We start from the raw sequence: 12,869 nt of genomic DNA on the forward strand, positions 1-12,869 counted from the left end.
GCGTGAGATCGATACATGACGCAGCGCACCGCACGTGAAGTCCATCTGACGGCCCGTCCCGAGGGGCCGGTCACCGACGCGCTCTTCGAGATCGTGGAGGTGCCGGTCCCCGAGCCCGCGCCCGGGCAGGTTCTGGTCCGTAACACCCTGATGAGCGTCGCGGCCGTGATGCGCACCCTCATGGACGAGTCCAGCGTGGTGCCGCTCACGCCGTTCGCGCTGGGTGAGCCGATGAGCGGACCGGCCATCGGCGAGGTCGTCGCCGCGCCCGGCGGCGAGGTGGCCGTCGGCGCTCTGGTGCAGCACCGCCTCGGCTGGCGCGAGTACGCGCTGGTGGACGCCGCGGCCGTGCAGCGGCTCGACCCGGCGGAGCTGCCCGACCCGGCCGCCCATCTCTCGCAGGGGCCCACCGCGTGGATGGGCATCGTCCGGGGCGCCGAAGTACGGCCCGGGGACACCGTGTTCATCAGCGGCGCGGCCGGTGGCGTCGGCTCGCTGGCCGGGCAGATCGCCCGGGCGCAGGGCGCCGCCCGGGTCATCGGCAGCACCGGTTCGCAGGCCAAGGCCGACTGCCTGGTCGAGAACCTCGGCTACGACGCCGTGGTGATCCGCGGCGCCGGGCCCATCGAGGAGCAGCTGCGCCGCCTCGCCCCGGAGGGCGTCGACGCGGTCTTCGACAACGTCGGCGGGGAGCAGTTGCGTGCCGCGTTCGCGGTGGCCAACCGCGGGGCCCGGATCGCGGTCGTCGGCTCGCTCGCCGCGCAGATGGGCGGGCACGGCGCGGCCCCGCTGGAGATCGACACGCTCTCGCTGCTCGGCCGCGGCATCACGCTGCGTGGCCTCGCCCTCCACGACCACCTGGACCTGATCCCGGAGTGGAACGCCCGCTTCGGCAAGGGCCTGCGGGACGGCACGTTCACCTTCCCGCACAGTCGACTGCACGGCATCGAGCAGGCCCCGACCGCCCTGCGGGGGCTGACCGAGGGACGTCACATGGGCGCGGTGATCGTGGAGTTGTGAGCCGGGCAGGGGCTTCCGGCTTCCACCCTCGCCCCCGCCGTCCGCGGTTGTAGCCTGCCGCCGTGGACAACTTGCTCCGGAATTGCTCACTCGTCCGGGAGGCTGCGGCGCTGCGGTCCGGTGCGGACGATCCCGTGGCGGCGGCGCACCGCACCTGCGACCGCATCGACGCCGTCGACCCGCACCTCCTCGCCTTCGTCCCCGAACCGGACCGGCGGGCCCGGCTGTCGGCCGCGGCCGAGCGCGCCGTGGCCGCATGGGACAGCGCGACGGCGGGCGCCCCGGACCTCACGGGCCGCCCCGCCAAACCGCCGCTCTACGGCGTGCCGGTCGGGGTGAAGGACATCATCCGGGTCGACGGACTGCCCACCCGCGCGGGCTCCGTGCTGCCGCCCGGGGTGCTCGCCGGTCCGCAGGCGGCCGTCGTGGACCGGCTGGTCGCGGCGGGTGCGCTGATCGCGGGGAAGACGGTGACGGCGGAGTTCGCGGTCACCGCGCCGGGCCCGACCCGTAACCCGCACAATGTCTCCCACACGCCCGGCGGTTCGAGCAGCGGTTCGGCGGCGGCCGTCGCGGCGGGCCTGGTGCCGCTGGCCCTCGGCACCCAGACCGTCGGCTCGATGATCCGCCCGGCCGCGTACTGCGGCATCGTCGGCTTCAAACCGAGCTTCGACCGCGTCCCGACCGCCGGGGTGATCCCCAACGCGGTCAGCTTCGACACCGTCGGCTGGTACGCACAGGACGTCGCGGGCGCCGCGCTGGCCGCCCCGGTGCTCTGCGACGGCTGGCCGGACCACCCGGACGCGGCGCCCGGACGGCCGGTGCTGGGCGTGCCGGTCGGCCCATATCTGCGCCGCGCGGACGACGAGGCGCTGGCCGCCCTCCAGGCGCAGCGGGAGGTGCTGCGGCGCGCCGGGTACACCGTCGTCGAGGTGCCGGTGATGGCGGCCTTCGAGGAGATCGTCACCCAGCTGTTCACCATGAACCGCTATGAGGTCGCCCGCGCCCACACCGAGTGGTACGCGCGCTTCGGCGAGCTCTACCGGGAGCAGACCGCGACCGCCCTGCACGAGGGCCACGCCGTCACGGACACCGCCTACGAGGCGGCGCGCGCCCGGCGGGCCGCCTTCCGCGAGCAGCTGGACGCGGCCCGGCGGGCGGTCGGCGCCGATCTGTGGCTCGCCCCCGCGGCCACCGGCCCGGCCCCCTTCGGCCTGGGCTCCACCGGTTCGTCGATCATGTGCCTGCCGTGGAGCAACGCCGGTCTGCCGTCGGTGAGCCTGCCCGCCGGGTACGCCGCGAACGGCCTGCCGCTCGGCCTCCAGCTGGTGGGCCCGTACGGCTCCGATCCGGCGGTGCTGGCCTGGGCGGCGGGTATCGAGGAGGCGCTGCGGGCGGAGGTGCCCGGCGGTGGCACGTCAACATAGGGCCCGGCCGTTCACTCCGAAGTGGCCCTCGCGTCGGAAGGGGCCGTCACTCCTTGGGGCCTTCCCTCCCGGGACCTGGGCTTCACTCCGGTGACAGCGCCAGTCCTCGCGTCAGCACCTCCAGCGCCCGGCCGACCGCGGCCTCCAGCTCCGCGCCCCGGGCGGGCCCCTCCGCCCAGTACAGCAGCGCCTCCTGGAGGGCGGCGGGCAGCGCCGTGCCGATCACCCGGATCTCCAGGTCGTCGGCGGGGCGGCCGGTCCGGGCGGCGAGGGCGGCGGTGAGGTCGGCGGCGGCGCGGGCGTGGTGGTCGGCGGTACGGCGGCGTACGGCCGGGACGTCGCGGATCAGCCGGGCCCGCCGCCGCAGCTCCCGCAGGTCCCGGGCGGACAGCTGCGCGGAGACCGCCAGGGCGGCGGCGCGCAGCGCTCCGGGCAGCGGTTCCGCCGCGGGCCGGGCCAGCAGCTCCGCCACCAGCAGCTCCCCGTAGGCGTCCCGCAGGACGATGTCCTCCTTGGCGGGGAAGTACCGCGCGACGGTGCTGGGGGAGACGTCGGCCGCCTCGGCGATCCGGTCGACGGAGGTCGCGTCGTACCCCTGGGAGTCGAAGAGGCGGAAGGCGGCGTCGCGGATCGCCTGGCGGGTGCGGCGCTTCTTCCGCTCCCGCAGCCCGTCGGCGGGCGCGGCGGGGCGCGGTACGGCGGGCTGCGCCCGGCCGCCCGCGGGTGCGGTGGTCACCGGCGTCAGCCGTGCGAGTAGGCGACCAGCGAGATGCCGACGTAGTGGACCACGAACGCCGCCAGCGTGAACGAGTGGAAGACCTCGTGGAAGCCGAACCAGCGCGGGGACGGGTTGGGGCGCTTGATGCCGTAGATCACGCCGCCCGCGCTGTAGAGGAGTCCGCCGACGATCACCAGGACGAGGACGGCGATGCCGCCGGTGCGCAGGAAGTCGGGGAGGAAGAAGACGGCGGCCCAGCCCATCGCGATGTAGCAGGGGGTGTAGAGCCAGCGCGGCGCGCCGACCCAGAACACCCGGAAGGCGATCCCGGCGAGCGCCGCCGCCCACACCGCCCACAGCAGGATCTGCCCGCGGCTGCCCGGGACCAGCAGCATCGTCAGCGGGGTGTACGTACCGGCGATGATCAGAAAGATGTTGGCGTGATCCAGCCGCCGCAGCACACCGCCGACGCGCGGGCTCCAGTTGCCGCGGTGGTAGAGCGCGCTGACGCCGAACAGCAGGCAGGCGGTGAGCGTGTAGATGGCGCAGGCCACGCGGCCGCGGGTGCTGTCGGCGAGTGCGGTGAGGAAGACGCCGGACAGCAGGACGGCCGGGAACATCCCGGCGTGCAGCCAGCCCCGCAGCCGGGGCTTGGCCGGGGCGGCCGTCTCCGGGCCGGCGGCGGAGGCCGCTCCGGTCACGGGGACCGTTTCGGCAGCCGCGGGCGCGGAGGGGGGCTGGCTCACTGCGGCATCGGGCGCGGAAGTCATGCCGGTCATGCTATCTACGGCACCGTAAGTTCCCGGTCGGACGGCCGCCGTTGGGGGTGGTGGACCCGGATGCGCGGGGTGCCGGACGCGGTCGGGTGAGGGCCGCGGCCCGGCGGGAGCCGCGGGCCGCCGCCCGCTCCGGAGGCGCTTGGTGAACGTTTGGCACACGCTTGACGAGGGCTTTTCGCCGCGGGTGTACGTACGGGGGCGAGTGGTGACGGTCACCACGGGGCCCCCTGGACAGAAGCCCGTCGGGGTCGGATGATCAAATGAGTGCGGTCGGCACCGGATGAGCGGTCACGAAGCGTCCGGGTCGCAGCCCCCAAGGGGCATCAACCAAAGAAGCGGATTCCCCGCCCGGACCGGCAGCCCCCGGCCCGGCCCGTCGGGGTCCGTCCACACCCTCATCTAGGAGCGATCGTGGCGCGCGACAACGCGGCTCCCACCACCCAGACCCGTCACCAGGAGCTCATCGCCTGGGTCGACGAGATCGCCGCCCTCACCCAGCCCGACCGGGTCGTCTGGTGCGACGGCTCGGAGGCGGAGTACGAGCGGCTGTGCGAGGAGCTCGTCGACAAGGGCACGTTCACCAAGCTCGACCCGGTCAAGCGCCCCAACTCCTACTACGCCGCGTCGGACCCCCGCGACGTCGCGCGCGTCGAGGACCGCACCTTCATCTGCTCCGCCAAGGAGGAGGACGCCGGCCCGACCAATCACTGGAAGGACCCCGCCGAGATGCGGGAGATCTTCACCGGTGACCAGGGCATCTTCCGCGGCTCGATGCGCGGCCGGACGATGTACGTCGTCCCGTTCTGCATGGGCCCGCTCGGCTCGCCGCTCTCCGCGATCGGCGTCGAGATCACCGACTCCGCGTACGTCGCCGTCTCGATGCGCACCATGACGCGCATGGGCCAGGCGGTCCTGGACGAGCTGGGCGAGGACGGTTTCTTCGTCAAGGCCGTGCACACCCTGGGCGCCCCGCTCGCCGAGGGCGAGGCCGACGTGCCGTGGCCCTGCAACACCACGAAGTACATCTCGCACTTCCCCGAGGACCGCGAGATCTGGTCGTACGGCTCCGGCTACGGCGGCAACGCGCTGCTCGGCAAGAAGTGCTACGCGCTGCGCATCGCCTCCGTCATGGCACGTGACGAGGGCTGGCTCGCCGAGCACATGCTGATCCTCAAGCTCACGCCGCCGCAGGGCGAGGCGAAATACGTCGCGGCGGCGTTCCCGTCGGCCTGCGGCAAGACCAACCTCGCGATGCTGGAGCCGACCATCCCCGGCTGGACGGTCGAGACCATCGGCGACGACATCGCCTGGATGCGCTTCGGCGAGGACGGCCGCCTCTACGCGATCAACCCCGAGGCCGGTTTCTTCGGCGTCGCGCCCGGCACCGGCGAGCACACCAACGCCAACGCCATGAAGACGATGTGGGGCAACTCCGTCTTCACCAACGTCGCGCTCACCGACGACGGCGACGTGTGGTGGGAGGGCATGACCGAGGAGCTGCCCGCGCACCTCACCGACTGGCGCGGCAACGACTGGACCCCGGAGTCCGAGACCCCGGCGGCCCACCCCAACGCCCGCTTCACCGTCCCCGCCGGCCAGTGCCCGATCATCGCGCCCGAGTGGGAGGACCCCAAGGGCGTGCCGATCTCCGCGATCCTCTTCGGCGGCCGCCGCGCCAGCGCCGTCCCGCTCGTCACCGAGTCGATGTCCTGGCAGCACGGCGTCTTCCTCGGCGCGAACGTCGCCTCCGAGAAGACCGCCGCCGCCGAGGGCAAGGTCGGCGAGCTGCGCCGCGACCCCTTCGCCATGCTGCCGTTCTGCGGCTACAACATGGGTGACTACATGGGCCACTGGATCGAGGTCGGCGCCGACAAGGAGCAGTCGAAGCTGCCGAAGATCTACTACGTCAACTGGTTCCGCAAGGACGACAAGGGCCGCTTCGTGTGGCCGGGCTTCGGCGAGAACAGCCGCGTCCTGAAGTGGATCGTCGAGCGCCTGGACGGCAAGGCCGAGGGCGTCGAGACCCCCATCGGCATCCTCCCGACGAAGAACGCCCTGGACACCGACGGCCTCGACCTCTCCGACGCCGACCTCGACTTCCTCCTCACCGTCGACAAGGACGTCTGGCGCGACGAGGCGTCCCTCATCCCCGAGCACCTCAACACCTTCGGCGACCACACCCCGAAGGAACTGTGGGACGAGTACCGGGCGCTGGTGCGGCGACTGGGCTGAGAGCCGTGGTGCCGCCCGGCGGCACACGGTGAGTGAACGGACCGAGGGGTCCCGCGTCAGCTGACGCGGGACCCCTCGGTCCGTGTGTTCACGTGCCTACCGGCCCGACGCCTCCGTATCCGTCCCCTCGTATCCGTACGTCTGCATACGTCTGAATCCGTACGTCCTCGGTTACGCCGTGGCGAGGTGCGGATGGGTCGGGGTGGCGGGCGCCTCGTGGGCGGCGCGGCGTTCGGCGGCGAGCGCGATGGCCGCCGTGTCGTTCCGCGAGGTGGCGACGGTCAGCGCATGCCCGGCCAGCGTGTACGCCCGCCGGTGCAGCGCCCCCGCCCGCGCCGTCTCCCCACCGGTCGGCTCGGCCCGCAGCGGATACCGCCCACCGCGCAGCCGTGCCACCTGCCCGGCGATCCGCTCGGCAGCCGCCGCCAGCGCCTCCCCACCCGCCCCGGGCGTGAGCGCCCGCAGCTCATCGGTGACGGTCAGCAGCGCGGTCAGGTGCCCGGCGAGCCGGATATCCAACTCCTCCGCCCGCGAACGGTGCGGAAACTCCCCGGCGGCGGCCATGGTGTGGACCGACTTGGAACGGATCGGTTCGTACATGGGGTGGCCTCCTGAGTGCGACTAGGAAACCATCCTAGCTTAGATTGAGTCTAAAGTTGGGATGGGTTTGGGAGACAGGTGTGGGTGCCCCGCATTGCCGGACCCCCGCACCCCCGCCGCCGGCACCCCCTCCGCCCCCGCCCTCACGGCCGCGTATGCGCCAGCGCCGCCTCCGCGAGCGGTGCGGCGCTCTCCGGCGCCAGCCGGGGCAGCAGCGGGAGCGCGTACCGCCAATGGGGACCGGCCAGCAGTTCCTGTGCGAGGCGCCGGGCCTCGGCCTCGTCGCGCGACGACTCCGGGCCGACGGCGTCGGCGAGCGCGAGATAGCGCAGCACGGGAACCCGCTGCGGCGACCAGCCCTCCACGAGCGGGGCGATCACGGGGACGCCCGCCAGATAGGTCGCCACCGCCGCGAGGGCCGCGGCCCGGTCGTCCGGTGTCTCGGCGAGTTCCGCCGTGGCCCGCGCTGCGCGGATATCGCCCCGGACGGCTTGGAGGACCGACCATTCGGCGATCGGGCGGCCGCTTGCTAGGCGGGTGGAGGTCATGTACTGCTCCCAAGCCAGGATCTGGCCCTGCGGTACGAGGTCGGGGGAGCAGCCGCTCTCGGCCAGCAGGAAGAAGAGCAACGCCGTATGCGGATCCCTCTTCTTGAAGTCCCAATCGCGCGCACGGTTCCGGAGCGCCGCATGCACCGCCGTGTCCGGATCGCGCGGATCGGGCAGTGCGGGGATCAGGGCGGCCATCCTCTGCAGGGCCGGATTCTGCAGAGCCGGAAGGGGCCTCGCCGCCTGTTTCCGTGCGATCTCCATCCGTTCCCCGACGAGATCCTCGGTGCCCTGGGGTGCGTACCGGGCGAGCCCCAGGGTTACGGCCACGGCCGCCCACTCCTGCGCGTTCGGGTCGTGGGGCTCCTGCCCGACCTGGTCCGCCCAGCTCCGGGCTGCCTCCTTCTGTGCTGCGTACGCGAACGCCTGGGCGAGGAGCCCGCTCACCGCTCCATCGGCGTGTTCCGTGGCCGTCTGCGCGTACTTCTCGGCGGCGGCCGCGTGCCCGCCCAGCGCGCTGTGTAGGGCGACGATGGCCCGCACGCCCGCCAGATCGGCCGGCCCCCGTGCGTACCCGGCGAGCTGCGCCGCCGCTTCGGCATGCCCGGTCGTGGCGAGCGCACCTGCCAGGGCGAGGCCCCACCCGGCGGTGTCGGCCACTGCCTCGTGCCCTTCCCAGCGGTCGAACGCCTCGGCGAGGCGTCGCCGACCGGCAGCGTTGGACGCGTGCAAATCCTCTGACAGGGAGTGCAGTTCTTCGGGTGCCAGATACTCGGTCGGCGGCGGATTCTTGGCATCGTCGTCGACCGGTTCGGCCTCCTCGGCCGGGCTCTTCGCCGTCGCCTCATCGCCCGGTGGGGCCTTCTGCTCGGCCTGCCGCGGCTCCCTGGCCTCCCCTTCCGGCGCGGCCTTCTCCTTGGCCCGCCGCATTTCCTCGTCTTTCCTCTCGGCCCGCTGGCTCTTGATGTCGGTCAGCTCCAACGCGGCCTTCTCGGCCGCGCAATCCGCCTTGCCCTTGATGTCATCGCCGAACAGATCGCGGTACATCGCAGGCGGTACGGCTTTCAGCAACTCCGTTGCATAGGACAGTCGATCCGCCTTGTGCAGCGCCTGGACGGTATGCGTCAGCGCCGGGCCCATCTCCAGGGTGAGCTGGGCGCGGGCGGCGTCCGGCAGGGCCTCGGGGGAGGCGAAGGCGTCGAGCAGTGCACGCTGCGCCCGGAGCGCCAGCGCCGCGCCCTTCTCCGGGCTTTCCGGAAGCACCGCACAGGCGCCGAGCGCGAGCAGCTCGATATGCGTCAGGTCGGATTCCGGTTCCAGGTCGGCGCAGAACGCCACCACGTCGGCCCGTGCCCTGATGGCAGCCGCTCCCTTGCGGCCTCGCGCCACCTCCGTCCAGATCTCCAGCGCCTCGAACCGCTCTTCGAGGCCACGTGCCGACAACTCTGCAGCGTAGGAGGACAGTTCACTGAACAGCGTCGCCTGCTCCTGCCCCCGCTTCGACTCCGGCTCCAAGTCCCGCGCGGCGCGGACCCGGGTCGACCACGCCAGCGCCTCGCAGCGGACAGCGGCCTCCAGCACGGCCTCGCCCGCCTCCCGTAGTGCGGCGTCGCCTCCCCTTCGCCACCCGATCGTGCGGAGTCCGCGCCCCGCCCGGGCCACCGCCTCCAGTCCCTCGTCCGGCTCGGCGGCACGCGATGCGCCCTTCAGTGCCCGAACCGCCCATTCCGCGGCCTCCTGGGCGAGACCTGTGGCCTCCCGGCCGTCGCCGAGCGCCCTGGCCGCGTCAGCGAGCCGTACCGCCCGGTCCGCCTCCCGCGGCGCCGACAGCGCCAACTCCCGGGCCCGCGGCACGTCCCCCGCCTGCACGAACAGCCCGCAGAACTCCCGCGGCACCCGCCGCAGACGCGAGGCGAGCAACGCCCGCGCAACCGTTACCTGGAAGGACACCGCCAGATCGGCGCCGTACCCCTCCGCGACGGAGGCCAGCTGCGTCAGCGCTTCGTCCCCCTGCCCGCGCACCACCATCCGCGACAGCCGGCGCGGATCGAGAACGTACGGGACGAGACGGTTGGTGCCTCGCAGCAGGCGGGGGAGGCGGGACAGCAGATAGGGCGGCGTGTCCGGGGGCCAGCCCTTCCTCTGCCAGGTAGCGGCCCAGCTGCGGAACTGTTCGGTGCACCGGGCGAGGGTCGCGGCGTCGGTGCGCTCCCGGGCGGCGCGCACGGTCGCCTCGACGGCGGGTTCGTCGGACGGTACGCCCGGCCTGTAGGGGGCAACGAGGTAGCGGCCGCCGGCTGCCCTCAGCAGTCCTTCCACCTCTGTCTGTCCGACGCCCGCCAGCTCAGCCAGGTCGCTCGCCCGCAGTCCCGCCCCGGCCACCGCGATCAGCTCGAGAACGGTCCGTTCCGCAGGGGACATTCCCCACCGCTCCAGCGCCTCCCGCACCGCGTGGTCCGCGCCCGCCCCGGACTCCCTCGTGCCGATCAGGCGTACGGTGCCCGGCGCGCGCAGCGGATGGTCCTCCAGAACACCGGAGGGCGGCTGTGCGACGGCACGGCTGGCGACGAGGACGCGGATCGTGGCCCCGGACTCCAGAGGGCCGCGGGCCGGGATCTGGGGCAGAAGCGAGGCGATGCTGTGCCGCGGGCGGTTGACGACCCCGTCGCGCCATGCGGCGTCGTCGTCCAGTCCGTCCACCACGATCAGCAACGTGCGGCCCTTGCGCGCCGAACACGCCGCCGCCTCCACGTACAGCTTCTGCAACTCGTCCGGAGAACGGCGCCACGGCCCTTCGAGGGCCTTCCCCGTCAGGATTCCCGCCAACTGCCGCCCCATCGCTTGCACGAAGGCGCCGGCGTTGTCCCGCCCTTCGGCCGCGGAGAGGAAGAAGACCACGGTGTCGGTGGCGTCGGGCGACTCCCGTGTCGCCACCCGGCTCAGCAGGGCCGACTTCCCGGAGCCGGGCGGCCCCTGCCACCAGAGGTACGAGGGCGCGTCGGGCGCCTTGTTCCGGAGGAACTTCCGAGTGGCCGCCAGTTCGGCCTGAGCGTCGAAGGGGGCCGCCAGATAGCGTTCGACGCCCATCTCCGTGGCGCGATGCCGCAGGGCCCCGGAGACGCCCTGCCGCCTGCCGCCCTCGCGCTGCGCCGCTTCGAGCAGCAGGGCCCAGAACTCGTCGAAGTGCGGTGGCTCACCGGCCTGTTGCTGGAGGTACTCCACCAGCTGCCGCGCGGCGGACGTGCTCTCGCGGCCCGGCGCGGCCTCCCCTCTGAACCAGGTCCCAAGCTGCTGCGGCTTCAGCCCGATCGCCCGAGCACAGGCGGCGGCACTGCCCGCCGCCCCAGCCTTGACCTGCAGTTTCCTGAGCTCTTCACCGAACTCGCGCCGCGCCTCCCGGCCCTTCTCCGAAGAGTCCACCGCTTTCCCCATATCTTCACCCACTGTTCAATTTCCCGTTGTCTTCGCCATCGAGGGGCTCTTCTGGCCTGCGGAAACCTTGGCGAGCGGCCTGAGCCGACATCGATAGCGGTGGGGCCCGGTGGCCAAGGTGGTGCCACAGCCACAGCCCGGCAATCGAACCCGGGCACAACCGAAAGGCTCCCGCCATGCCCGTCCTCTCCGCCCTGCTCCATGACGCCACGGCTCTGGCCGCCGTGGGAACGGCCACGTACACCGCCGTCCTCGCCGTCGTCGCCCTCACCTCGGTCCTGGCGCGGCCCCGCGACCGCCGTCGCGATGCCCGCGAGACGCTGCGGATCATGGTGGGGCGCCGACCGCGGGGGTGACGGCTGCGGCGGGGTATCCCGCCGAGGGGTGTACGAGGGCGGGGCGGGTTCGCCGGCACCCCGCCGCCCCGGGCAATTCCGTAAACGCGTCGCCCGTCAACTCACCCACTGCTAGCGTCGCTTCGGTCACCCTAGGTGGTCAACGATGAGAGTGGTATCCGCGCTTTGCCCGCCCTGAGCCCATCCGCCGAGCGGCGTCCCTCCTGGGATCCGCGGTATCAACCGTGCGTGCCCGTCATCACCGTGAAGGGCGAGAGTGTCGACCTTTCGCTGCTCGACGTCCTGCGTGGCGCCGAGGGCTTGAGCCACCTCTCCTGCCCCACCCCTGGCGAGACCGTCGCCCTTCTCGACTATCTGCTGGCACTCTGCTTCGCCGCGGCGACGTTCCCGGCCTCCACCGAGGAGTGGCGTGCCTGGGCCGCAGACGGACACAGTCTCGACGGGGTGGCGAAGTGGCTGGCCGGGGAGCCGGCCGATGCGTGGGATCTCTTCCACCCGGAGCGGCCGTTGGGGCAGAACGCCCTGCTGGAACCGTTGATGAAGAAAAAGGGCACCGGGGCTGCGCAGTTGGTGCTCGAACGCGTTGGTGACTATGCCCAGTTTTTTGATCACCATCACCTCGAGCACCCGGCGCCGCTGCCCGCTGCGGATGCCTTCCGAGCAATGCTGGTCCAGCATGTTTACGGGCTGTCGGGGCGCGCCCGGGTCTCCGGTGAGGAACTGGGTCCGAAGCTGACCAACCTCGCCGCGGGGCGTCTCCAGGGTCGGATTCGTGTCGTGGTGCAGGGGCGCACGCTCGGGGACACCTTACGGATGAATCTCTATCCCCCGGCGGGAGGCGTCGTGGGGAGGTTCAACCATTCCTGGACGGGCGGCAACGGCGTAGAGCGGCGCACGTTCAAGGTGAAGCCGCCGCCGCGGGCCACCTCTGGCCCAGCCGACCTGCACAGCTACCTCGGCCGATCCGTCCTGCTGAGCCCGGGGCCGGTGGCAGCGGACGGCACTGTCATGGTCGATCGAGTGCTGATCGGCGCCGGCGAACTCCTCGACCTCGACCCCGAGCGCGACCTTGAGGACGCCGTCCCCATGCGGAAGGCGAACGGTCACCTCAAGCCGCTGTGGCCGTCGCCCACCCGCGCCCTGTGGCGCGACGCCCACGCGCTCTACAGCGCGGCCAGGAGAGAGACGAAAGGGCTGTTCGGGCGCTTGCGTGACCTCACGTTCTCGGAGCAGGAGGGCCGCACGGAGTGCGTACTGTGGGCCGTCGGCCTCCTCGCCGACAAGACCATCGCCTCGTCCTGGACAGAGGGCTCCTTTCCTTACGCGCCCAGCCTGGGCGAAGAGCTGTGTGTGGCCTCGCAGCGTGGGTCGATCATCGCTGAACGGGTGGCCTGGGCGCTGGAGCGGGCGGCGTACGCGGCATGGAAGATTCAGTATCCGAACCCCAAGCCGTCCGACCGGCCCGCGCAGCAGGCCCGGTTCGACGCTCGACGGGAGTTCTGGCCTGCCGCCGAGGAGCCGTTCCTGCGGCTGCTCGACGCGACTGCGGAAGCCGAACCGGTGCCGCCCCTCCTGATCGGCTACGCGAAAGAACTACGCACCCAAGCCGAGGAGTTCCTCCGCAACCGCCTCGATTCACTGCCGCACGACGACAGGGGACTGCGCGCCCGCGCTCGTGCCGAGCGGAGTTTCCAGGACGACATGGATTCGCCCAAGGGGCCTGTAGAACTCCGAGGGGAGACGTACACGTGACCGGG

The 12,869-nt window shown here is 72.4% G+C and carries 9 protein-coding genes; 5 read left to right on the plus strand and 4 right to left on the minus strand.

The features are described from left to right. The first annotated feature begins 15 nt into the window (after positions 1–15). Both ACZ4U4_RS07180 and ACZ4U4_RS07185 read left to right on the plus strand, forming a co-directional pair. Positions 16–1,020, plus strand: coding sequence for a zinc-binding dehydrogenase (locus ACZ4U4_RS07180; protein WP_467869868.1), 1,005 nt, complete (start codon positions 16–18; stop codon positions 1,018–1,020). A 62-nt stretch (positions 1,021–1,082) separates the two neighbouring features. Further along, on the plus strand, positions 1,083–2,447 hold the full coding sequence (locus ACZ4U4_RS07185; RefSeq protein WP_467869869.1) for an amidase: 1,365 nt from the start codon (positions 1,083–1,085) through the stop codon (positions 2,445–2,447). 82 nt (positions 2,448–2,529) lie between these two features. Here ACZ4U4_RS07185 and ACZ4U4_RS07190 read toward each other — a convergent pair whose 3' ends face one another. Then, the gene (locus ACZ4U4_RS07190; protein WP_467869871.1) at positions 2,530–3,183 is read right to left on the minus strand and encodes a TetR/AcrR family transcriptional regulator; all 654 of its coding nucleotides are present in this window, start codon (positions 3,181–3,183) and stop codon (positions 2,530–2,532) included. Positions 3,184–3,188: 5 nt separating this feature from the next. Next, positions 3,189–3,935 carry a PAQR family membrane homeostasis protein TrhA gene (trhA, locus tag ACZ4U4_RS07195; protein ID WP_467869873.1) on the minus strand — a complete coding sequence of 249 codons (747 nt, stop codon included), beginning with the start codon at positions 3,933–3,935 and terminating at the stop codon, positions 3,189–3,191. Positions 3,936–4,355: 420 nt separating this feature from the next. Here trhA and ACZ4U4_RS07200 point away from each other — a divergent pair, with 420 nt between their 5' ends. After that, the gene (locus ACZ4U4_RS07200) at positions 4,356–6,176 is read left to right on the plus strand and encodes a phosphoenolpyruvate carboxykinase (GTP) (protein ID WP_467869875.1); all 1,821 of its coding nucleotides are present in this window, start codon (positions 4,356–4,358) and stop codon (positions 6,174–6,176) included. A gap of 171 nt (positions 6,177–6,347) precedes the next feature. Here ACZ4U4_RS07200 and ACZ4U4_RS07205 read toward each other — a convergent pair whose 3' ends face one another. Continuing rightward, the gene (locus ACZ4U4_RS07205; RefSeq protein ID WP_467869877.1) at positions 6,348–6,776 is read right to left on the minus strand and encodes an SCO4983 family protein; all 429 of its coding nucleotides are present in this window, start codon (positions 6,774–6,776) and stop codon (positions 6,348–6,350) included. A gap of 143 nt (positions 6,777–6,919) precedes the next feature. Continuing rightward, on the minus strand, positions 6,920–10,744 hold the full coding sequence (locus ACZ4U4_RS07210; RefSeq protein ID WP_467869879.1) for a cell envelope integrity TolA family protein: 3,825 nt from the start codon (positions 10,742–10,744) through the stop codon (positions 6,920–6,922). Positions 10,745–10,932: 188 nt separating this feature from the next. Here ACZ4U4_RS07210 and ACZ4U4_RS07215 point away from each other — a divergent pair, with 188 nt between their 5' ends. Next, positions 10,933–11,112 (plus strand): hypothetical protein, encoded by a 180-nt coding sequence (locus ACZ4U4_RS07215; RefSeq protein ID WP_467869881.1) that lies wholly within the window; start codon positions 10,933–10,935, stop codon positions 11,110–11,112. Positions 11,113–11,340: 228 nt separating this feature from the next. Continuing rightward, on the plus strand, positions 11,341–12,864 hold the full coding sequence (locus tag ACZ4U4_RS07220; RefSeq protein ID WP_467869883.1) for a type I-E CRISPR-associated protein Cse1/CasA: 1,524 nt from the start codon (positions 11,341–11,343) through the stop codon (positions 12,862–12,864). The last annotated feature ends 5 nt before the right edge of the window (positions 12,865–12,869 follow it).

The organism is Streptomyces sp. NPDC029159 (assembly GCF_055564055.1).